Source organism: Parahoeflea alexandrii (genome assembly GCF_027214025.1).
Lineage (GTDB): Bacteria > Pseudomonadota > Alphaproteobacteria > Rhizobiales > Rhizobiaceae > Hoeflea > Hoeflea alexandrii_A.
Map to the genome: position 1 here is coordinate 334,707 of NZ_JAPWHB010000004.1, position 22,381 is coordinate 357,087.

Here is a 22,381-nt window from a genome sequence, read left to right on the forward strand (position 1 = left end):
GGAGAAATCCATGGACACGCAGGATAGCAAGGGGAAGAGAACTTTCACCGAGGAAATCGAGGTCCTGGGCGACCAGCTTGTTCAGCAGGTCAAGGACCTCTTGAAGGAAGGCAATGTCCGGCAGTTGCGCATCCGGGCGTCCGACGGCGACATCGTGCTGGAAACGCCGCTGACCTTCGGCGTGGTCGCGGGCGGCGCGGTGGTGCTGGCAGCCCCTTGGCTTGCGATCCTCGGCGCCATCGCCGCTTTCGTCACCCGCGTTCAGCTGGAGGTCGTGCGCGAAGTCGATGACACTGACGCGGAAGCGGCAGACAATGCAGATAAGCCGGCGACCGGCGCGGCAGATGAACCGGCCGACAAATCGGGCGGCATCTGACGCAACGCCTCTGTCATCCCGGTGAAATCCTTTGCCACTAGAACACGGGGTCAACGGCCTCCCGCCGGAATAAAGTCGTTGCCCACCGGCCAGGAAAGACCGTCGTGACCGAACAAGCCAGCCTTTCACCGCAACCGGGCACTGCGCCCGATCCGGCAGCCGGCCCAGCAGTCGGCCCAGAAGCCGGCATTGCCGGCATCAAAGCCTGCCGACGCCTGCTTGCCGAGAGCATCGAGAAGATCGATGCCGACAGCACCGCGATCTTCCGGGACTGGGAGAGCGAGATCGCGCGGCCGGTATTCCGGACAGGCGCCGAAAACCTCGCCTTCTACCTGGCGGCCCGGCAGTACGATCTGACGGGCCTCCAATCCAGTCTCTCGGTTCTCGGCCTGTCATCGCTGGGACGCTCGGAATCCCATCTCCGCCAGTCTCTGGCAGCCGTCAGCGCCACGCTGGACGGGTTGTCCGGCCTGCCGGCGACATGGCCGGAGCCCGCGGCACTCGACGCCGGACTGGCGCAGATCACCCGTGACCAGGCACGGTTTTTCGGAGACTATCCCGGCGAGCGCAACACCCGCATCATGGTCACTGTCCCGCCGCAGGGCGCCACCGATCCCGCCTTCGTCGATCAGCTGGTCGAGGCCGGCGCCAGTTGCTTTCGCATCAACTGCGCCCATGACGGACCCGAGGTATGGGCGGCGATGATCGCCAACATCCGCGCCGCCGCCGCCAGGGCCCAAAGGACGTGCCCGGTGCTGATGGACATCGCCGGACCGAAATGCCGGATCGAAAGCATCACGCCTGCCAAGGCAAAGCGGCTCTATCGCGGCGACCGTTTCAGGCTTTTGGGCAGGCCGCAGAAAAAGCCCGACCGCTTGCCGTCCATCACCATCACCTTTCCGGACATCGTCGCCAGGCTGCAGCCCGGGCTCCAGGTATGGATCGATGACGGCAAGATCGGCGCCCGCGTTGTCGAACTGATCGAGGATGGCGCGGTGCTGGAAGTCACCGTGGTGGCTGACAAGGGCAAGAAGCTGAAGATCGAGAAGGGGATCAACTTCCCGGCCATCGATCTCGAGATCGAGCACCTGACGCCCACCGACCTTGCCAACCTTCCCTTTGTCGCCGCAAACGCCGACATCGTCGGCTGTTCCTTCGTGCAGCGGCCGGAAGACGTTCGCGGCATGATGGCAGCACTCAGGCAGCATCGCGGCGACCGCCCGCCGCAACCGCTGCTGCTGAAGATCGAGACCGGACTCGCAGTCCGCAACCTGCCGAGGCTGATCGTTCAGGCCGGGTCGCATCATCCCGTGGCGGTGATGATCGCCCGCGGCGACCTGGCCATGGAGGTCGGCACCGAGCGCCTGTCTGAAGCCCAGGAGGAAATCCTCTGGCTCTGCGAGGCGGCGCACATACCCGTGGTCTGGGCAACCCAGGTGCTCGAGACGCTGCTCAAGAGCGGCGCACCGTCGCGCGCCGAAGTCACCGATGCCGCCATGGGCCAGCGGGCCGAATGCGTCATGCTCAACAAGGGGCCTTACATCATCGAGACCATCCGCTTTCTCGCCGGCATCCTCCGGCGCATGGACCGCCACCAGTTCAAGAAGAGCGCGCGGTTGTCGGCGCTGACCTCCTGGCGCGGTCCGCAGCCGCTGTGAGCCGGCCGGGCGTGGTAAGCTGATATTTCGCGGCCTGCCTGAACGTGATGCATCTTTCCGGCGTCTCGTGCGTTGTCTGCCTGTCGGGCGCTTTCACCTTTCGCGCCGGCACAGTTGAAACCGGGACCACGATACGATGGACGCCATCCAGATCACGCTTGCAATCGCTGCCGCAACATTCGCCGCGGCGGTGACATTCGCCAAAGCCAATGCCGGTCCTGTGGCCGGTTCTATGGAAGACTTCTCCGCCAGTCCAACATCCCTCACAGGTGAACCGTCACCTCAAGGCAACCGCCCTTTCAACGATGGCAGGATCATCGCCGGCATGAGCGTTTCGCTTGAAGTCAGGAGCTGACCGGTGCGCCGCCTGCTCGTCCTTCCGGTGCTGATCGCCGTCTTGATGGGGGTGGAACTGCCCCAGGACGGCCCGGTGCCGCAGGAAAACCCGCGGCCGCAGACAAAGCAGGGCTCGACGCCGTTGCCGGCGGCCAAACCGGACGACGCCGCATCCGCCCAGGCTGTTCCCGTGCCGCAGAAAAAGACCGATCCGGACGCAACAGAGGTGGAGCCTGCGGGAGCCGAGAAATCCAACCCGCTTCCTACCATTTCAACGCCCAAACCCGATGAAGTCGCGCTCGCCCACTGCGAAGCCGAACTGCGCAAGCTCGGCGCCGTCTTCGCCCGCGAGGAAACGGTCAGCGGAGAAAACGGCTGCGGTATTGAAGCGCCATACAAAATCGACCGGATCATCCGCGGCGTTGCCCTGTCGCCGGCATCGCAGCTGCGATGCGCAACCGCCCTGGCGCTGGCGCGCTGGACCGACACGGTTGTCCTGCCTGCGACGTCGGCCTTGCCGGGAAAGGTCGCGCTTACCGGCATCAATCACGGCTCGACCTATGTCTGCCGCCGCCGCAACAACCTTCCCACCGGGAAAATGTCCGAGCACTCGATCGGCAATGCCATCGACATCGTCGATTTCGAATTTGAGGGAAGCCAGCCGATCGGCATTTCGCCGCGTCAGGGCGATGGAGACATTGAAGAGGCGTTCCAGCGGGCCGTGCGCGGCGGCGCCTGCCTGCATTTCACCACCGTGCTCGGGCCGGGCTCGGACACCAGCCATGCCGGCCATCTTCATCTCGACATCGCCAAACGCAGAGGCGGGTACCGCCTCTGCCAGTGACGTTGGACAATCCGGGCGATCGGTTCGCCCGGACCAGATCCTAGAACAGCCCTTCGATCTGGCCCTTGTCGTTGAGGCAGATCTTTTCCGACGAGGGCGTTCTCGGCAGACCCGGCATGGTCATGATCTCGCCGGTGATGACGACGATGAAGCCAGCGCCGGCGGAAAGCCGGACCTCGCGTACGGGAACGGTGTGACCCGAAGGCGCACCGCGCAGGTTGGGATCGGTCGAGAACGAGTACTGCGTCTTGGCCATGCAGATCGGCAGCTTGCCGTAGCCCTGCGCTTCCCACTGCCTGAGTTGCTCGCGCACCGATTTCTCGGCGATCACCTCGCCTGCGTGGTAGATCGACTTGGCGATGGTCTCGATCTTTTCGAACAGCGGCATCTCGTCGGGATAGAGCGGCGCGAATTGCGCCGAACCGGATTCGGCCAGTTCGACCACCTTGTGCGCCAGATCCTCGATCCCGGCCGAACCCTGCGCCCAGTGCTTGCACAGGATGGCTTCAGCACCGAGCGTTGCGACGTAGTCCTTGACCGCCTGGATCTCGGCGTCGGTGTCGGTGACGAAGTGGTTGATCGCCACCACCACCGGCACGCCGAACTTCTTGACGTTCTGGACGTGGCGGCCAAGGTTGGCGCAGCCCTTCTCGACAGCCGCCACGTTCTCCGGTCCGAGATCGTCCTTCTTGACGCCGCCGTTCATCTTCATGGCGCGCACGGTAGCGACGATGACCGCTGCATCGGGCTTCAGCCCGGCCTTGCGGCACTTGATGTCGAAGAACTTCTCGGCGCCAAGATCCGCGCCGAAACCGGCTTCGGTGACGACGTAGTCGGCGAGCTTGAGCGCGGTCGTGGTGGCCACCACCGAATTGCAGCCATGCGCAATGTTGGCGAACGGCCCGCCATGCACGAAGGCCGGGTTGTTCTCCAGCGTCTGCACCAGATTGGGCTGCATCGCATCTTTCAACAGAACGGTCATGGCGCCGTCGGCCTTGATGTCACGGCAATAGATCGGCGTCTTGTCCCGGCGGTAGGCGACAACGATGGATCCGAGCCGCTCCTGCAGGTCCTTGAGGTCCTTGGCGAGGCACAGGATTGCCATGACTTCCGAGGCCACGGTGATGTCGAACCCGGTCTGGCGCGGGAAGCCGTTGGCGACGCCGCCGAGATTGACCACGATGTCGCGCAGTGCCCGGTCGTTCATGTCCATCACCCGGCGCCAGACGATCCGGCGCGCGTCGATTTCCAGCTCGTTGCCCCAGTAGATGTGGTTGTCGATCATCGCCGAGAGCAGGTTGTGGGCCGAGGTGATGGCATGGAAATCGCCGGTGAAATGCAGGTTCATCTCTTCCATCGGCACGATCTGCGCCATGCCGCCGCCCGCGGCCCCGCCCTTCATGCCGAAATTCGGCCCGAGAGAGGCTTCGCGGATGCAGATCATCGCGTTCTTGCCGATGCGGTTGAGACCATCGCCCAGCCCCACCGTGGTGGTGGTCTTGCCCTCGCCGGCAGGCGTCGGGTTGATTGCGGTGACCAGGATCAGCTTGCCGTCTTTCTTGTCCTTCTGCCGGGCGATGAAATCGGCGGAGATCTTCGCCTTGTCATGGCCGTAGGGAACGAGATCCTCGAGCGGAATGCCAAGCTTCTCGCCGATCTGCTGGATCGGCTTCTTGTTTGCCGCGCGGGCAATCTCGATATCGGTCTTGTACTCAGCCATTGTGTCGTTTTCCTCTTCCCGACCCGACCGCATCTCCCGTGCGGCCTGTGCCGGTGAATAGAAACCGAAAGCCCGGCCGATGCTTGCATGAAACGGGACGCCCAATGCGCCAATTGCGACACGGGAGAGAAAGGTATCTGCCGAAGCCGCCGGTTTACGAGACGCCGGGCGTTCGGGCTACTCCAGATGCACCATCAGGGCATGGACATCAGATCCGCCAATTGTTCTGGCGGAATGTCCCTTGCCCGTCGTGTCTTCCATGAGGATGACGTCGCCCGGCCCCAGATCCATCACGGTGCCGTCGCTGGCTTGCCCCTGGAACTGTCCCGACAGCATGACGAAGAGTTGCCGCCGCGGCGCAGGATGCAGCTCGCTGTCCCAGCCCGCCGGGAAATGCACCATGATGAAGCGCATTGCATCGGTCGGACGGGACACGCCGAATGCCGGCGCCGGTGGAGCGTAGACCGCCATATCGAACTCGGCCTGCATCTCCTCGACACGGCTCTCGCCAGTTTCATCGGCATAGAGCCGCAGATACTTCATGGGTTTCCCTTCCGCAACAAACGCCTTGATGCTTGCAGGTCACCGTACTGAATCCCAGGCTGCGGCGCTTCAAGTAAATTTCTAATTGCGCAAAAGACAATTTTTGGGTCGAGGTTGGCTCCTGCAGATCCCCGCCGCAACCAGGCGTTCAATCTCGTGGATATCGGTGACCACTCCAAGGCTCTTGAGCTCCTGCAAATTCAGATATCTGATTTCCTCCGGAGGCGTCGATAGCATCAGCTCGATCAAGGCTGGTTTGACATTCATGGCGCTCAGGTAGTTTTCCAGATCCGAACGCAGGGAGCCCCGCAATTCTGTCGATCGGACCGTTCCGATCTTTTGCCGCTCCACCAGTTCCCTTTTGGTGACTATGGAACCGTTGCCCAACCTCTCCTGGTAAACCTTGTACCTGTTCCTGTATTTTTCCCGGGTTGTCACAATCTGATGAACACCGATACCGGCAAGTGGGCCTGCGATCCGGCGGGCGCCGCCAGCCAGCAATATGGGACAGGCAGAGTTGCAAACACCGAACGTCAAATTGGCGTAGCCGTAATAAGCGCCGTCTTTGAAGTCAGGCTTGCACTTGGCGTCCCAAGGCTTGCAGCGCCGATAATCCGTGCGCGCAACTTCGACCGTCATGTCACGTTCGCGGATCAGCCGTCCCATCGCCATCGCGACGTCGACTCTCCCGCCGAACGAATTGATGAGCAACGGAAGGTTCCGCGAGCCGACCTGCTCGAGAATGGCCTTGAATGCCTTTTCGGCGTTTTCTCGTATGTCGCCATCGGCTGCAATCCACTCGGGACAATCGGGCTCGCAGGCTGAATCGCTTTTTCGGACAATGGAAAACACCATTTCCCGGGACGGCGCATTCTCTGCAGCCCCCGCGGGAGCACCCGATGCACTCCCTAAGAATCCCAAGGCAGCCACGGCAATCGCACCGACCGTCCTCAAGAGGCGGTGCCCTTGACCGGAAAGAAACGGGATCGCGCGTGCCCTCATCCGCGCCGGCTCCGCCGCCCAAACATCAATCCATGGCTTCGGAATCCGCGCATGCAGCGAGGCTAGCAATCAAGCCCAAGCGTGACAAGGCAGCTCCGCATCCGCCTCCCGACAACCGTGCTTCAAGGTCCCGCCGACCTATCCGTCCCCCATGGCGATCAGCCCGGCATTGCCGCCGGCAGCCGCGGTGTTGACCGAGACCGCCTGCTCGACGGCGAACCGCATCAGGTAGTGTGGGCCGCCGGCCTTGAAGCCGGTGCCCGACAGGCCGGACCCGCCGAATGGCTGGGTGCCGACCACCGCGCCGATCATGTTGCGGTTGATGTAGACATTGCCGGTGTCGAGCCGGTCGATCACCTTGCGCACGGTGGCCTCGATGCGCGAATGCACACCGAGCGTCAGGCCAAAGCCGGTGGCGTCGATCGCGTCAAGCACCGTGTCGAGCTTCTTGGCCTTGAAGCGCACCACGTGCAGCACCGGTCCGAAGATCTCGCGATCAAGTGCTGCCGCATCCTTGAGTTCGACAATGTGCGGGGCGAAGAACAGCCCCTCGTTCGGCGCGTCGCCCGCATAAACCAGCTTCTGGGTTTTCGAGATCGTCGCGATATGGTCCGCCAGCATCTCGCGCTGCGCTTCGTCGATCACCGGGCCGACATCGGTCGACGGCTTCGACGGATCGCCGAGCTTGAGTTCGCGCGCAGCCCCCTCGATCATCTCGAGCATGGCGTCTGCGACATCCTCCTGCACGAACAGCAGCCTCAGCGCCGAACAGCGCTGGCCGGCGGAGCGGAACGCCGACATCACCACGTCGTCGGCCACCTGTTCGGCCAGCGCTGTCGCGTCGACGATCATCGCGTTGAGGCCGCCGGTCTCGGCGATGAACGGCACGATCGGCCCGTCCTTGGCGGCAAGCGTCCGGTTGATGGCGCGCGCGGTCTCGGTCGAACCGGTAAAGGCCACGCCGCCGATCTTCGGATGCGAGGTCAGCGCGGCACCGACGTCGCCCGCACCGGGAAGGCATAGCAGCACGTCCTTCGGCACGCCCGCCTCATGCATCAGGCAAATCGCTTCATGGGCGATCAGCGGCGTCTGCTCGGCCGGCTTGGCAATCACCGCATTGCCGGCGGCAAGCCCTGCCGAGACTTGGCCGAGAAAGATCGCCAGCGGAAAGTTCCACGGCGAGATGCAGACGAACACGCCACGGCCGCGCCAGCCAAGCCGGTTGTCCTCCCCGGTTGGCCCCGGCATCGGCAGCATCTTCGTAAACATGTCGCGCGAGCGGGCGGCGTAATAGCGCAGGAAGTCGACGGCCTCGCGGATTTCAGCGATGCCGTCATCGAGCGTCTTGCCCGCTTCAATCGACAAAAGCGCCATGAACCTGTCGCGCCGGTCTTCGAGCAGGTCGGCGGCCCGGTCGAGCGCCGCCGCGCGTTCGCCCGGATCGGTCCGCGACCAGCTCTTGAAGCCCTTGAGCGCCGTGGTCACGGCCGTGTCGACATCCTTTGGATCGGTGAACCGCACCGTGCCTGCAACTCGCGACGGATCGGACGGCGAACGAACCTGCTGCGCCGCACCGCCCTTCAGCCCCGGCGCCAGCGGCCCGGCCTCGACCGCAGCCGAGGAGCGCCCCATGCCTTCGATGAGCGAGGCCAGCTGGAAGCGGTCGCCGAACTCGACGCCGCGCGAATTCGGCCGGTCGGGATAGATCGCCTCGGGGAGCGGGATCTGGCTGTTGCGGGCCGATTGCCCCCGGGCCAGCCCGAGCTTTGCGTCCGGACGCTCCAGCAGAGATTCAACGGGAATGTTCTTGTCGCCGGCCACCGCCACGAAGGACGAGTTGGCGCCGTTCTCGAGAAGCCGGCGCACCAGGTAGGCCAGCAGGTCGCGGTAGCCGCCGACCGGCGCATAGATCCGGCACGGCACCCGGTCATTGCTCTTGCTCAGGCTGTCATAGACCACCTCGCCCATACCGTGCAGGCGCTGGAACTCGAAGCCGCTGCGATCCTCCGCCATCTCCACGATGGTGGCGACAGTGAGCGCATTGTGAGTGGCGAATTGCGGATAGATCACGTCGCGCAGGTCAAGCAGCTGCCGCGAACAGGCGAGGTAGGACAAATCGGTCGCCGCCTTGCGGGTATAGACCGCGTAGCCTTCGAGCCCGCGCTCCTGCGCCCGCTTGATCTCGGTGTCCCAATAGGCTCCCTTGACCAGCCGCACCATCATCCGACGGCCGTGCTTGCGGCAAAGACCTGCGATATGGTCGATCACCTGCGGCGCGCGTTTCTGATAGGCCTGGATGGCGAGACCGAACCCGTCCCAGCCGGCCAGCGACGGATCGGCGAACGCCCGGTCGATCACATCGAGCGACAGTTCCAGCCGGTCGACCTCTTCCGCGTCGACGGTGAAGTTGAGGTCATGCGCCTTGGCCATCTGCGCCAGCTTGACCAGATCCGGCACCAGTTCCGCAAGCACCTGCTCGCGATGGGTGGCGAGATAGCGCGGGTGCAGCGCCGACAGCTTGACCGAGATGCCCGGACGGTCCGGCAGCTTGCGCCCGGCCGACACCTTGTCGGCGGATTTCCCGATCGCCGCGATGGCATCGGCATAGGACTTGAAATAGCGTTTGGCGTCGGCGCGGGTCCGCGCCCCTTCGCCGAGCATGTCGTAGGAATGGCGGAAGCCGCGGGTCTCGTTCTTGGCAGCGCGGTTGAGCGCCTCGCCGATGGTTTCGCCGAGCACGAAATGGTGCCCAAGGAAGCGCATTGCCTGCCGCGTCGCCGTCCGCACCGTCGGCATGCCCATCCGCTTGACCAGCCCGCGCATCACCCCTTCCGGCGTCTCGCCCGGCTTGATCACCCGCGCCGACATGCCGAGCGCCCAGGCGGAGGCGGAGACAAACCAGGTGTCGCCATGCGTCTCGTGATCGCTCCAGCCGCCTTCCTTCAGCTTGTCTTCGATCAGCCGGTCCTGGGTCAGCGCATCAGGCACCCTGAGCAGCGCCTCGGCCAGCACCATCAGCGCAAGACCCTCCCGTGTCGACAGCCCGTATTCGCGCAGGAAGTCCTCGACCCCGCCCATCTGGCCGGAATCGGTGCGGATCGCCTGGATCAGCTTCGTGGCGCGCGCATCGATCGCCCGCTCCTGGGCGCTGGTGAAATTCAGCCGTTCGCTGAAACCCCGGATCAGGCGGTCGTCATCCGGTGCATGTGAGGCATGAAAGGCGGTCAGAACTGGCGCGGCTGTAGCGGTCATGGCAATTTCCCCGTGGATGCCGCAGCATAACCCTTGATGAGTAGCGTTTCTCACTGTATTTGGGTCAGGAGATTGAATCATTCTCTACAAATTCGAGAATTCAGGGGGATTTGATGAGGGAAATAGACCGGATTGATCGGAAGATCCTTCGCGCCATACAGGACAATGGGCGGCTGACCAATCTCGAACTGGCGGACACGATCAGCCTTTCCCCCACCGCAACGGCCGAACGCCTCAAACGCCTCAACCGCGACGGCTACATTCAGGGCTACACCGCCAAGCTCTCCCCCGAGAAACTCAACCGCGGGATGCTTGTCTTCGTCGAGGTTAAGCTCGACCGGACCACTCCAGATGTATTTGACGCATTTTCCGAGGCCGTTCGCAAGTCCGACGATGTGATGGAATGCCACATGGTCGCCGGCGGCTTCGACTATCTCGTCAAGGCCCGCGTCAAAGGCATGGAAGCATACCGCAGCTTTCTTTCCGATATCATTCTGTCCTTGCCCGGCGTTCGTGAAACACACACATACCCGGTCATGGAAGAAGTAAAAAACACCGGAAAACTTCCGGTTTGACTGATTGATTACTTCGTAAGACCTCGTATCATGCAATGAACCGCATCCGCACACTCATGCCATCAAGAACCGGAAACTTCGCCAGGAAGGAACACACCATCTTTGATGGCCTTGATCAGATTCCCGCGACGGAGCACCGCTGATGTCAGATCAAAGCGACCTCTTGTGTGCTCTGCATGAGATCCGGACAGAGGCCGAACTTGCAATTTTCTTGCGGAGGCTCTCCAGGCATTTCGACTTCACCGGATTCATGCTTTTCAGCATTCCCGGACTGACCGAAGACAATCTGCTGCCGAGGATCGAGCTGTCGGATCTGCCCGCCGGGATGATTGAAGGCTATGACGAACTGGGACTGTTGAGGAATTCCCAGATCTTCCAGACCTTGCGGCGCTCAACCGCCCCGATCACACTCGACACGCTGACATTTCACGACACACGCCCATCGGAGGAGGCTCAGGCAGCCGCCCGGTTCTTCGCAAGCTACAACATCACGACGGCCGCGTTTTTCCCCGTCCACGGATCCGGAGGAGCCCGCGCGGTGTTCGGATTTCTCGGCAACCGAAACCAACTGACGCACGCGGAAATGGGCGAACTTGGCGTTTTCACCGCCCACGCATACAGCGTCTACTCGAACCTGAAGAACGCAACCCGGGAAACCGATGGCGGGCTGACGCCGCGCGAACTCGAAGCCATTCGCTGGGTGGCGAACGGCAAGACATCGGGCGAGATCGCCTCGATCCTTTCGCTGTCCGAGCACACCGTCAACACCTACGTCAACAACGCCATCCGCAAGCTCGACTGCGTCAACAGAACCCACCTGGTGGCCAAGGCGCTCAGGCTGCGCATTATCTGTTGATGCCTGTCACGCTCACATGAAGCCTTTTGGGTGACAACATTCCTGCATGCAGCGACCTGCTGCGCCGTTCCGGGTGGCCTTCAACGCCCATATTGCGGGCGGCATGACCTCGGCTGGCCGGTAACTGATCAGCGATCCAGAATTGCGCGCATCTCGACCAGGTTCGAGCGGAATCTCAGCACATAAAACCCCATGGTCGCCAGATGCGTCGGCATGATCCATCCGCTTTCATTGCCATTCGAGATGATGAAAGGCTGGATCTTCAGCGCCGAGGACAATTGCACGTCCATATCGTCCCACAATTGACCGAGATTGCGTTGCGCCACCACATCGCGGAAGTCCTCGCGGGTTGCCTTCAGGATCCCGTAATAGCCGTAGAGCTGGCCATAGGAAAACCAGAACCGGTCGTCAGCGCGTGTATCGAACCAGCCGGAATTGAAGTTCTCCGACCGGTCACGCAGGATCGCCGAGGTCGACCCGACGTCTGATGCAATCCTGTCAAGGAACTGAACCAGGTTGTCGGTGCGGGCATCGTAGGTTGCCTCGCACTTGCTCAGGCGGGTGTTGAATGCCTCAAGGTTCTGGATCGCCGAACGGTAGAAAGACGGCGTCGGTGTCTTTGGTCCAAACGGGCTGATGCCGAAATACCAGGTGTATTCGTCAAACTGCATGGCGCCGCGCGCATCCTGCAGGTCGCCGTCGACCTGGCTGGTGCCGCGCACGCGCCCCAGCGTGTCGACAAACTCGACCGTGGTCCGGCGGATCGCCTGGTTTACGCCGCGCTGAAACGCCGCCTTGTTGTCGAAGAAAGGCGTGTGATCCCACTCCACACCGAACAGGCCTGCCTTGTAGAGGATCATCGACGAAATCCAGGCATTCTGATTGACGTTGAAGTCGATCAGGTCAGATGTCATCGATACCATTGCCGAAGGCGCGCAAGTGCCATCGGCCTGCTTGGTTCCAGGCGTCGTTGCCATGGCTTCGCGCTTTGCCGGATAGTCAGGATCGAACCCGCTCCAGACCTGGGTCTGCCAGAAGAAGTAGCCGTAAAGCCCGACAAAGACGACGATGATGCCGCCGACGATGGCCTTGAGAAGGAAGCCACGCCGCCGGTACCAGCCCGCCATCGTGACGAAGGGCCACAGAAGAAGCGAAATCAGCATGCCGATACCGCGGCCGATGGCGTGGAAGATCCGCTCAAAAAACTCAATCACCGGGTCAAGCATCGTCTTGGTATCCTTCCAGTCCGTAAAGCCGCGCCCTCAGCGCTGCCTTGTTGTTCAGATAGGTGGCCGCGAGCACATCCACAACATGAGCGCGGTAGCTCTCGGAATAGCCGTCATAAGCCGTGTAAAAACCCTGCTTGTCAAAGACGAAGCGGCTGACGAAGTCAAACGGCGCCAATCCCGCAAGCAGCCGGTTGACGAGCCACTGGTCCGGATGCGCGGGGACCGCTCGGCACAGCATAAGCCGCCGGTCGGCCCGAACTTCACGCATCTTCACCTGTCCGGTCGATGCAACCTCGCGCATCGCCTCCTGCAGGAACGGATAGATCCCCTCCTCGGCAATCAGCGCGGAATTCCGGTGCATCCATGTCTGCATCCAGATCCGGTCGGTTCCCGCGAGATCGACCGACGGATCGGCCCTGCGGATAAGATCGTACACCGCCATCTCGGCCCGGTGGGCGAAGAATCCCGACGGCTCGACCCAGGAAGCCCGTGGCAATTGCAGCCGCTCCGATTTCGACAGGTACTCGAAGATCCGCGCATGGTCGCGAATGTCGATATAGCTCACTTCCCACGGGCGGGACCGCCGGAACCCCGGCGCGTGACTGTCGCAGATCACGGTGGTGGTCCGGTCATCGCGGAAGATGAATACGCCGCCGAAATGGTTGGCCCAGTAGGAATTGTGCGGGAACACCAGCTTGTCGGGCACCAGCGCGTTCTGGCGAATGTCACCGGTTTCCTTCGCAAGCTCGACCATCCTGTTGAGCATGGCGTCATCCCGCCAGCCGTCCTTCGAGGACTTCAGCCGGTCGACCAGCGCGCGCAATTCCGTCGCCTTGCCCAGCATGTTCTCGGCCGACATCACCCGGAAACGGACCTCGTTGATCGACAGCAGATCCTCGACCCCGGTCACCACATCGACCGGCTCCTCGATCTCGCCAAACAGCGCATCCTTGATCGTCACCGCGTGCACGGCGCGGCGATTGCCGTCGAAGAACTCGTGCATCAACCCGGCGGTGTTGGAGAAATGGGTGTGGACCACCGGCAGGTTCTCCTGCTCCGGGGTCAGCACGATGAACCGGCGGTTGACGCCGTTGGGGTCGAGATACTGCACGTCGCCGAGTTCCTCGGCGATTTCCGGCGAGAAGCCGGTCATGTCGATGCGGAACTCCTCGAGCTTTGTTTCGGGCAGTCCGAAAGCCCGCAGCGCCTTGTTGTAGCGCGCCACGAGATGCGGCTCGGCGACAGGAAGCAACCGCCCGTAGATCAGTTCGTTTTCGACGAGCCGGTTCATTGCTGCCAGCGCCCGTCCCGTTTCATGGATTCGATCTCGCGGATCGCCCGTTCGCGCTGCCGCTCGCGGCGGATGATGTCGTCGACGGCCGTGGCATCCGAGCGGTCGGTGTAGCGGAATTCGGAGTCGGCGTAGCGATTGATCTCCTGCAGCACCATCTCGATGGTGAACGGCTTGCGCAATTCGGAGATCATCGCGATCTTGTCGTCATAGGATTTGTGCATGAAGGCTTCAGGCGTTTCGAACCACTCGTCCGGCAGGTCGATGTCCATCGCCCGCATCTTGATCGCGTCGCTGATGTTCTTGATCGCCCGGCCGGTAAAGCGCGGTTCGGCAAGCTTGATGCGGTGCAGATAGGCGCCGATATCGGCAATGGTCGTCACCTTGCCGTGCTCGCTTTCGAACCGTTCCCAGACTGAAAGCAGCCCCTCCTCCTGCGGCCGGTCATGGCCGTCATAGGAGCGTTCAACCGCCTTTTTGATTTCCTGGCTGGCAAACAGATCGTGCGCCCCGAGCGGGATCGAGTGGTTCTTGCCGGCCAGCAGCGCGAAGATGTCGATGTAGTCGTCAAGCGATTGCGGCCCGTCGACCAGCCAGCGGGCGCCGGCGCGTTGCCTGAGCGCATCGTCGACATTTTCCGGATAGTTCGAGAACATGCCGAAGCTGCAATTGCCGCGCACCACGGTGGAGGCGCCGGCGAAACTTTCCATCAGCACGGCGGTGACTTCCTGCTGGCCCGCCGACGCCCGGTCGTCGGAGCGCTTGGCCGCGACCTGATCGATGTCGTCGATGGTGCCGAAACCGATGGCGCGCGGATTGAGCACGTTGTCGACGAAGGCCTTGCAGTTCTGGCCCGACTTGCCCTGGTAGGACGAGATCTGGTCGACGCCGAAATTCTCGTAGTGAAACGGATAGCCCGCGACCTCGCAGTAATCGTTGATCATGCCGGCCAGCATCTGGATCAGGATGGTCTTGCCGGTGCCCGGCGCCCCGTCGCCCATGAAGGTGAACAGGAAGCCGCCGAGTTCGACGAACGGATTGAGCTGCCGGTCGAAATCATAGGCCATGACCATCCGCGCCAGCCGCATCGCCTGATGCTTGGCAAGATGGTTGCCGATGATCTCGCCCGGCTTCTTGAAGCTCATCACCAGCGGCTTGCGGCGCTGCCCCGGCGCCACGTCGAAGCCGTCTAAGGTGAAATTGTCGCTTTCGAGCCTGAGATGCGATTGCGCGAAAGCGCTCAGCGCGTCGAACCGGGCGCGCCGGCTGATCAGCCCCTCGATCGCAACCCGCGCCAGCGCACGGGCGCGCGAAGTCATCGCGGTCTCGTCCGGCGCGCCGGAAATCGCCTCGTCAAGCGCAGCAACGATTGATTTCAGCGCATCCTGCGGCGTGTCGAACTGGAAATCCGGCTCCTCGGTGTCGTTCGCCGGTTCGCTTTCGCCGTCGACGGTCTGCAGGATGTAGGCGGCAAGCGTGAACGCCGCCACATAGGCCGAGGCCGAGAGCAGCCGCTTGAAACGCTCCGCCTCCTCGCCCTGCAGCGGCGCACCGGCATTGCGCGATTGCAGACTTTCAAGATCGGTCTGCTCGGCAAACATTTCCGCCACCGCCAGCGCCACCGCAATCCCGCGCCGGGTGCGATAGAGAAGAGCGTGCTGCGGGATCGACAACATCTGGTCATTGGCCCGGACCGACTGGATGGTCTTTGCAAACTCGATTTCGCGGGTGCGGCGCATGCCTCCGGTCGAGACCGTCGAGACGAACCGCCTCTGGGTTCCCGCAAGCGGCGTCGAGGATGTGCCGTCCTCTTTGGTCAGCACCACGACGCGGGTTACCATCGACTGCGCCACCGTCTGGTGCCGGGCGATGTCTTCCTCGGAAATCGTTGTCAGCCCTGTTGTCTGGCTCATGATCTCATACCTCGCTTATGACCTGGTTGCCCGACACCACATGCACGGTAAAGCCCGAGAAAATGCTCTCGGCCTCGCCCGAGGCATAAAGCGCCTGGTAGGCGTCGTGCGGCACAAGCGCATGTTTCTGGTAGGCGCTTACACCCTGCCGCGTCGCTTCCAGGTCATCGGTTTCGATATGGTATTCGTCCCGCGCCGGCTCCGAGCTCCACAGCCCCCGCCTGGCCGGACGTTCGGCCTTGGAAAACACCTCCTGCATGGTCCAGGTCAGAAGCCAGGCGTTTTCGTCCTTGCGCACCTTCGACAGGATCGTCGAGATCCGGTCGCTGTTCTCCGTCACGCCGGCCGAATAGAATGGCCCGAGCACGAAGCGGCGCAACTGCTTGGGGTGCAGGTGCTCGAAATCGGCGTCGAGGTTCTGCGCGATCGTCACCGGCGACAGCGAATAGGCGCCGTTCTTTTCGGCCGAGGCATCGAAGGCGCGGGCGAATTCCGGATTGAGCAGCCCGCCGACAGGCAGCGGGATATCGACTTCCGGATTAAGTTTGCCGTCCTTGGTCACCAGCATCTTGGCGATGGATTCGCTCGAATCCTCGATCGTCGCCATGTAGACCATCGGCAGCGTCTGGCTGCCGTCGAAAACGCCCCAGTGCACTACGTAAAAGGGGCGCCCGTTTCTCGGATTGACCGAAACCCGTATCGTTTCGGGCAGGATGAACGGCGCGAACACCGCATCCTTGCCGATCTCCTCGAGATACAGCCGCTCGGCGATCTGTTCCTGCAGGGCCGCGGGAAATTCCTTGTGGCGCAGGATGAAGTCGGCCATTTCCGCCTTCAGCGTCTCGACATCGGGGATCGACGCCAGCCTTTCCGTGGCCGTTGCGCGGTCGTTTTCCAGCGTCAGCACGTTCTGGAACATCGGAAAGCCGCTCTCCGCGCGGCTGATGCGGAAGCGCTCGATGAAGCCCACCCGGTTTTCCCAGGCCGAAAACGTCGCCTCCAGCCGGTCGACATAGGGAATGATCACCTGGCCGACCAACCCGTGCGCGTAAAGCGGCGAATTGTCGTCGGCAAGATAGACCCGCAAGCCCTGCAAGGCGGCGTGCATCGACCTGAAATAAGCTCCGGCAGCGCCGGTGTCAGCACGCATGGCCGGCCTCCGGTTTCATCACGGCGCGCTTAGGATTTCACGTAGTTGGCTGAATTGTGCTTTTCCAGAACCTCTGAAAAACGCCGGGCGAACGCGTCGTCGGCAAGCTTCTTGCGGCGCTGGATGTCCTGCGTCGACAGCATGTTCTTCTCATGCATCTCCAGAAGGTCGCCAATGTGCTTCTGCGCGGCGGCGCCGATTCCGGCCATGGTTTCTTCCGCGGCGGTGTCGACCCGGCTCCCGAGCGTGTTGATCTTGTGGGCCACGTCCTGCTGCGCCGCGGTCTTCAACGAATCCTCGAGCGCCTTGTAGAGCACGATGCGCTGTTCGGTATCGATGGTCAGCTTGTTGATCAGCGTGTTCTGCGCGGCGATCTGGTTGTTGAGCGAATCCACGAAGGTCTGGAACATCGAGGTGTAGCGCTCCAGCGTCTGGCTTTCCGCCAGCAGTTCCTGCTCCTTGGCCTGCCGCTCATTGTACTCGGTGGCGAGCTTCGAGCGATCACTTTCAAGCTCGGTGCGGGTCTTCTGATCGGTCGAAGCGGCAATCTTGTTTTCGATGTCCATCAGCAGCGGATTGAGTTCCTCGATCCGCTGCTGCGTGGTTTCGAGATTGGCCATGGTCACCTTGCGCCGCTCGATCACCTTGATCAGGCTCGCCTCCGAGGTCTTGTAGCGGCTGTCGAGGATATCCTTCTGGTCCTTCAGGATGCCGGTGATGGTGTCGGACTTCTTCAGAAGCTCCTGCAGGTTGCCCGACAGCGACATGTTCCTGACCCGGTCCGAGCGCATCCGTTGCGCGCGCGCCTTGGAGAAGATCGCCACAAAGCTCTCCATTCCGGAAAAGCCCTTCATGCTTTCGAATTCGGAACCGAACACGTTGGTGGCGTCCTCGAGCCCGATAATCAGGTCGGCGATGTTGGTTTCCATCATCCGCTGCTGGCGCAGGACGTCCTGAATACGGGCATTTTCGATATCGAACTGCGGATCGCCAAGCTCTGCATCGGCCTCCGACAGCTTTTCGAGCACCACGCCCGACGCCTCGATCTTCGAGCGCATGTCATTGACCACCGAGCGTGTCTTTTCGATTTCCGCATCGAGCGCCTTGATATCGGCCATGTCCAATTCCCCTGTTTATCTGCGTCCTCTGAAGATGACGCTCAAGCAACCCGTCCAGTAGCGCCGGACACCATTGTATTCGTAGCACCGGTTCAATGCTGCGAAAACCTCACGCTGGCAAGGTGGGTATTCCGAAGCCCAAAAAAAAGGCCGCTCCTCCGGGAGCGGCCTCGATTTCGGCGCTTCGGATCAGCTTCACTCGGCTGCCGCGGGATCCTTGAGATAGGCGATGACGTTCTCGATGTCGTCATCCTTCTTCAGGCCGGCGAAGGCCATCTTGGTTCCCTTCACAACGCCCTTGGGGTCGTGCAGGTAGGCGTTCAGCGCTTCGACCGTCCAGGTCGGCACTTCGGCGGCGTGCTCGGTCATCGCCTTGGAGTACTTGTAGTCCTCGACCGAGGCGATCGGGCGATCGATGATGCCGACCAGGTGCGGGCCGACCTTGTTCTTGGCTTCGGTGGCAGTGTGGCAAGCCGCGCACTTCTTGAACACCTTGGCGCCCTTGGCGGCGTCTCCATCAGCAAGTGCCACGGTCGGGGCGGAAAGGCCGGCCACGATGACGGCGCCCAACATCATGGAAAGGGAAATGCGCATAGAACAGTCTCCGTTCGCTTATTTTCAGATAGCCGCTGTTATAGCTCATACTGAAATGAGGGCAATCAGCACTTCGGCGCAATCGGAACGCCAGAGAACTGAAATTCAGCAAAAACAATGCCTGATGCAGCCAAAACCCTACTCTTGAGCGTCAGGATTCATCACATCGTCCCAGTGACGGCGACAATAAGACACATATTTCTCGTTGCCGCCGACCTCGATCTGGGCGCCCTCGCGGATCACCCTGCCCTGCTCGTCCATGCGGACGACCATCGTCGCCTTGCGCCCGCAATGACAAATCGTGCGCACCTCGCGCAACTCGTCGGCAAGCGCAAGCAAGGCCTGCGACCCTGGAAACAGCTGCCCGCGGAAATCAGTCCGTAGGCCATAGGTCATCACCGGGATCTTCAAACGATCCGCCACGCGCGCCAGTTGCCACACCTGCGCTTCGGTCAGGAACTGCGCCTCGTCAACGAAGGCGCAGGCGATGTCGCCGCCCGCCTGCAGGCTCTTCAGTGTTTCGTAGAGATCGTCTTCCGGACGGAACGCGTGCGCCTCGCTGTCGAGCCCGATGCGCGAGGCAATGCGTCCGACGCCGGCACGGTCATCGAAGGCCGCGATGAACAGCACCGTCCGCATGCCGCGTTCCCGGTAGTTGTAGGAGGCCTGCAGCAGAAGCGTCGACTTGCCGGCATTCATGGTGGAATAGCTGAAATAAAGCTTGGCCAAGACCGGCTCCCGATTATCTCCCGGCATCCGCGTCTCGCCGACGCGTCCCGCAGGAGTCAAGACCCGGCGAAACCATGAACACCGGTTACGCCTCTCTTGCCGGTCAGCGCGGTCAAATTCCAGCCCCGTCATGCCGCTTTCAACAGCCGTTTTCGATCCCAGCACAAAAATTGACGGCATTGCGGCTTGAGTTCACCGCCCATAGGTGGTTGTTTCTGCAATCGGAACACGGGAGAGACCGACCATGACAAGAAAAATGACCCTTACTTTCGCTGCAATCCTGCTCGCCGGAACCGCATCCGTTCAGGCGGCCGATGCCGAATCCTGCAAGAATGTCCGCTTTGCCGATGTCGGCTGGACCGACATCCAGGCCACCACGGCCGTCGCCGGCGTCGTGCTTGACGCACTCGGCTATTCCCAGGAAGTCCAGGTGCTCAGCGTGCCTGTGACCTACCAGTCGCTGAAGAACGAGGACATGGATGTTTTCCTTGGCAACTGGATGCCCTCGATGGCCGCCGACGTGCAGCCCTTCCTCGACGATGGTTCGGTTGAAACCGTCGCCCAGAACCTTGACGGCGCAGGCTATGGCCTGGTTGTCCCGACCTATGCCGCCGAAGCCGGCGTCAAGAGCCTGAGCGACATCGGCAAGTTCAAGGACAAGTTCGACGGCAAGATCTACGGCATCGAACCGGGCAATGACGGCAACCGCATCGTGCTCGAGATGATCGCCGATCCGGCCAATGGCCTCGATGGTTTCGAACTGGTCGAAAGCTCCGAAGCCGGCATGCTGTCGCAGGCCGAAAAGGCGCTCAAGAACGAGGAGTGGATCGCATTCCTCGGCTGGACCCCGCACCCGGTGATGGGCGAGATGTCGATCGCCTATCTCGATGGCATGGGCGACAGCGGCTTCGGCGCCGCCACCGTGCACACCAATGTGCGCGCCGGCTACACCACCGAGTGCCCGAACGTCGGAACCCTGATCAAGAACCTGTCGTTCTCGCTGTCGATGGAAAACCAGATCATGGACGCGATCCTCAAGGGCGAAGACGCGAATGCCGCAGGCCTTGCCTGGCTGAAGGCCAACCCGGATGCGGTCAAGCCCTGGCTTGAAGGCGTCACCACCTTCGACGGCGGCGACGCTGCCGCAGCCGTTACAGCCAAGCTCGGCATGTAAGACTTGCAATGACGGTCCGGGGCTGCTTGCCGGTTCCGGACCGTTTTGGGTGTCGGGGGACATGACATGGATGGACTGGCAGATTTCATAACGGCCTGGAAAATCCCGGTCGGGCAATGGGGAAAGAGCTTCTTCAATTTCCTCACCGACAATTTCGAGTTCGCCTTCGACGCCATCGCCGACAGCCTCAAGTTCCTCCTCGATTCAATGATTGACGGTCTCTTGTGGCTGCCCCCGCTCGTCCTCGTCGCGGTGATCGCGGCTATAGGCTGGCGCATCCAGAAATCCTGGAAACTGGCGCTCGGGATCGTTCTCGGGCTGACCTTTATCATCAATCAGGGCCTGTGGAAGGAAACCGTCGAAACCCTTGTCCTGGTCATATCCGCCGCCTTCATGTCGATGCTCATCGGCGTTCCGATCGGTATCTGGCTGGCGCACCGGCAGCGGCTCTACACCTATGTTCAGCCGGTCCTCGATCTGATGCAGACGATGCCGACCTTCGTCTACCTGATCCCGGTGCTCATCCTCTTCGGCCTCGGCCTCGCCCCGGGCCTGCTTGTCACCATCATCTTCGCCGCACCGGCGCCGATCCGGCTCACCTATCTGGGCATCACCTCGGTCCCCAGGCCTATGGTTGAAGCCGGACAAGCCTTTGGCGCCTCGCCCCAGCAGCTGCTCCGCAAGGTCGAACTGCCCGCCGCCCTGCCGACCATCATGGCAGGCCTCACCCAGTGCATCATGCTGTCGCTGTCGATGGTCGTGATCGCCGCGCTGATCGGCGCCAACGGGCTCGGCAAGCCGGTGGTGCGGGCGCTCAACACGGTCAACATTCCGCTCGGGCTTGAAGCCGGCATCGCCATCGTCATTCTCGCCATCATCCTCGACCGCATCTGCCGGGTCCGGATCGGAGCCACGTCATGAGCCCTGATGCTGCGCGCGGCTCGGTCCGCATCGACAATGTCTCCATCATCTTCGGCGACAGTTCAGCCGAGAGCCTGGCACTCGCCGACGCCGGCAAATCCCGCACCGAGATCCAGGAAGCCACCGGCGACGTGCTCGGTGTGCACAATTGCACCGTCGATATCAACGAGGGAGAGATCCTGGTCCTGATGGGCCTGTCCGGCTCGGGAAAATCCACCCTTTTGCGTGCCGTCAACCGGCTCAACCCGATCAGCCGCGGCAAGCTCATCGTCCATTGCGGCGACGAGACTTTCGATGTCGGGGCCTGTGACGACAGGCAGCTCAAGCAGCTGCGCATGGACACGGTCTCGATGGTGTTCCAGCAATTCGGCCTGCTGCCATGGCGCACGGTGGCCGACAATGTCGGCTTCGGCCTTGAAATCGCCGGTGTCCCCAAGTCCGAACGTGACAGGCGGGTTGCCGAACAGCTCGCGCTCGTCGGCCTCTCCGACTGGTCCGAGCGCATGGTGGCCGAACTTTCGGGCGGCATGCAGCAGCGCGTCGGCCTGGCCCGCGCCTTTGCCACCGGCGCACCGATCCTGTTGATGGACGAGCCGTTCTCGGCGCTTGATCCGCTGATCCGCACCCGGCTGCAGGACGAGTTGCTCGAACTGCAATCCCGGCTCGGCAAGACCATCATCTTCGTCAGCCACGACCTCGACGAGGCCATGAAACTGGGCAACCGCATCGCCATCATGGAAGGCGGCCGCATCATCCAATGCGGCACGCCGCGCGACATCGTCAATTCGCCCGTCAACAAGTATGTCGCCGATTTCGTCGCCAACATGAACCCGATCGCCATGCTCACCGCGCGCGATGTCATGGAGCCTGGAAAGCCCGACATCTCGCGCGGCCAATCGCCGCTGTCGGCGTCCGTAACCCCCGATACGCCGCTTTCCGACGTGATGGACGCACTGGCGAGGCGAGAAGGGACCGTTGGCGTGATTGACAAGGGCGTCGTCACAGGCTCCATCACAGCCGACGATATTGTTCGCGGCCTGACGCGGCACCGCCGCTCAGATTGACCGGGTCCAGATAATTAACGCAGTGCAGTCAAGGAG

The 22,381-nt window shown here is 62.1% G+C and carries 20 protein-coding genes; 9 read left to right on the forward strand and 11 right to left on the reverse strand.

The features are described 5' to 3' along the window. The first annotated feature begins 10 nt into the window (after window positions 1-10). The 4 genes from O4H62_RS15195 to O4H62_RS15210 all read left to right on the forward strand — a co-directional run bounded on the left by O4H62_RS15195 (window position 11) and on the right by O4H62_RS15210 (window position 3,214). A complete protein-coding gene (locus O4H62_RS15195; RefSeq protein ID WP_269389089.1) occupies window positions 11-376 on the forward strand; it encodes a DUF4342 domain-containing protein in 366 nt (121 codons plus the stop codon). A gap of 104 nt (window positions 377-480) precedes the next feature. Beyond that, window positions 481-2,034: a pyruvate kinase gene (locus tag O4H62_RS15200; protein ID WP_269389090.1), complete on the forward strand. Its 1,554-nt coding sequence runs from the start codon at window positions 481-483 to the stop codon at window positions 2,032-2,034. A 136-nt stretch (window positions 2,035-2,170) separates the two neighbouring features. After that, window positions 2,171-2,389: a hypothetical protein gene (locus O4H62_RS15205; RefSeq protein WP_269389091.1), complete on the forward strand. Its 219-nt coding sequence runs from the start codon at window positions 2,171-2,173 to the stop codon at window positions 2,387-2,389. A gap of 3 nt (window positions 2,390-2,392) precedes the next feature. Further along, on the forward strand, window positions 2,393-3,214 hold the full coding sequence (locus O4H62_RS15210; protein WP_269389093.1) for an extensin family protein: 822 nt from the start codon (window positions 2,393-2,395) through the stop codon (window positions 3,212-3,214). Window positions 3,215-3,254: 40 nt separating this feature from the next. On the opposite strand, the gene O4H62_RS15215 is transcribed toward O4H62_RS15210, so the two are convergent. The 4 genes from O4H62_RS15215 to putA all read right to left on the reverse strand — a co-directional run bounded on the left by O4H62_RS15215 (window position 3,255) and on the right by putA (window position 9,731). Further along, a complete protein-coding gene (locus tag O4H62_RS15215) occupies window positions 3,255-4,934 on the reverse strand; it encodes a formate--tetrahydrofolate ligase (RefSeq protein WP_269389095.1) in 1,680 nt (559 codons plus the stop codon). Between the two features lie 177 nt (window positions 4,935-5,111). Then, a complete protein-coding gene (locus tag O4H62_RS15220) occupies window positions 5,112-5,477 on the reverse strand; it encodes a cupin domain-containing protein (RefSeq protein WP_269389097.1) in 366 nt (121 codons plus the stop codon). An 81-nt stretch (window positions 5,478-5,558) separates the two neighbouring features. After that, window positions 5,559-6,479 carry a hypothetical protein gene (locus tag O4H62_RS15225; protein WP_269389099.1) on the reverse strand — a complete coding sequence of 307 codons (921 nt, stop codon included), beginning with the start codon at window positions 6,477-6,479 and terminating at the stop codon, window positions 5,559-5,561. Between the two features lie 138 nt (window positions 6,480-6,617). After that, window positions 6,618-9,731, reverse strand: coding sequence for a bifunctional proline dehydrogenase/L-glutamate gamma-semialdehyde dehydrogenase PutA (gene putA / locus O4H62_RS15230; RefSeq protein WP_269389101.1), 3,114 nt, complete (start codon window positions 9,729-9,731; stop codon window positions 6,618-6,620). Between the two features lie 113 nt (window positions 9,732-9,844). Here putA and O4H62_RS15235 point away from each other — a divergent pair, with 113 nt between their 5' ends. Both O4H62_RS15235 and O4H62_RS15240 read left to right on the forward strand, forming a co-directional pair. After that, window positions 9,845-10,306 (forward strand): Lrp/AsnC ligand binding domain-containing protein, encoded by a 462-nt coding sequence (locus tag O4H62_RS15235; RefSeq protein ID WP_269389103.1) that lies wholly within the window; start codon window positions 9,845-9,847, stop codon window positions 10,304-10,306. Between the two features lie 142 nt (window positions 10,307-10,448). Continuing rightward, on the forward strand, window positions 10,449-11,162 hold the full coding sequence (locus tag O4H62_RS15240) for a helix-turn-helix transcriptional regulator (protein WP_269389105.1): 714 nt from the start codon (window positions 10,449-10,451) through the stop codon (window positions 11,160-11,162). A 128-nt stretch (window positions 11,163-11,290) separates the two neighbouring features. Here O4H62_RS15240 and O4H62_RS15245 read toward each other — a convergent pair whose 3' ends face one another. From O4H62_RS15245 to O4H62_RS15275, 7 genes are all read right to left on the reverse strand, one after another. Beyond that, window positions 11,291-12,388: a DUF2333 family protein gene (locus O4H62_RS15245; protein ID WP_269389107.1), complete on the reverse strand. Its 1,098-nt coding sequence runs from the start codon at window positions 12,386-12,388 to the stop codon at window positions 11,291-11,293. After that, complete coding sequence (locus tag O4H62_RS15250; RefSeq protein WP_269389108.1) at window positions 12,381-13,682, reverse strand: DUF6638 family protein; 1,302 nt, start codon at window positions 13,680-13,682, stop codon at window positions 12,381-12,383. The genes O4H62_RS15245 and O4H62_RS15250 overlap by 8 nt, the downstream gene beginning before the upstream one ends. Continuing rightward, complete coding sequence (locus O4H62_RS15255; protein ID WP_269389109.1) at window positions 13,679-15,595, reverse strand: AAA family ATPase; 1,917 nt, start codon at window positions 15,593-15,595, stop codon at window positions 13,679-13,681. The genes O4H62_RS15250 and O4H62_RS15255 overlap by 4 nt, the downstream gene beginning before the upstream one ends. 4 nt (window positions 15,596-15,599) lie before the next feature. Continuing rightward, window positions 15,600-16,745 (reverse strand): hypothetical protein, encoded by a 1,146-nt coding sequence (locus tag O4H62_RS15260; protein ID WP_269389110.1) that lies wholly within the window; start codon window positions 16,743-16,745, stop codon window positions 15,600-15,602. Window positions 16,746-16,774: 29 nt separating this feature from the next. Continuing rightward, the gene (locus O4H62_RS15265) at window positions 16,775-17,863 is read right to left on the reverse strand and encodes a hypothetical protein (protein ID WP_269389112.1); all 1,089 of its coding nucleotides are present in this window, start codon (window positions 17,861-17,863) and stop codon (window positions 16,775-16,777) included. A 195-nt stretch (window positions 17,864-18,058) separates the two neighbouring features. Next, entirely contained in the window at window positions 18,059-18,457 is a 399-nt protein-coding gene (locus tag O4H62_RS15270; protein ID WP_269389114.1) for a c-type cytochrome, read from the reverse strand. 138 nt (window positions 18,458-18,595) lie between these two features. After that, window positions 18,596-19,186: a thymidine kinase gene (locus O4H62_RS15275; protein WP_269389116.1), complete on the reverse strand. Its 591-nt coding sequence runs from the start codon at window positions 19,184-19,186 to the stop codon at window positions 18,596-18,598. Window positions 19,187-19,442: 256 nt separating this feature from the next. Here O4H62_RS15275 and choX point away from each other — a divergent pair, with 256 nt between their 5' ends. The 3 genes from choX to choV all read left to right on the forward strand — a co-directional run bounded on the left by choX (window position 19,443) and on the right by choV (window position 22,345). Continuing rightward, complete coding sequence (gene choX / locus O4H62_RS15280; protein ID WP_269389117.1) at window positions 19,443-20,360, forward strand: choline ABC transporter substrate-binding protein; 918 nt, start codon at window positions 19,443-19,445, stop codon at window positions 20,358-20,360. Between the two features lie 66 nt (window positions 20,361-20,426). Beyond that, entirely contained in the window at window positions 20,427-21,281 is an 855-nt protein-coding gene (gene choW / locus O4H62_RS15285; protein WP_269389119.1) for a choline ABC transporter permease subunit, read from the forward strand. Continuing rightward, window positions 21,278-22,345: a choline ABC transporter ATP-binding protein gene (gene choV / locus O4H62_RS15290; protein ID WP_269389120.1), complete on the forward strand. Its 1,068-nt coding sequence runs from the start codon at window positions 21,278-21,280 to the stop codon at window positions 22,343-22,345. Before choW ends, choV begins: the two co-directional genes overlap by 4 nt. Window positions 22,346-22,381 lie beyond the last annotated feature (36 nt).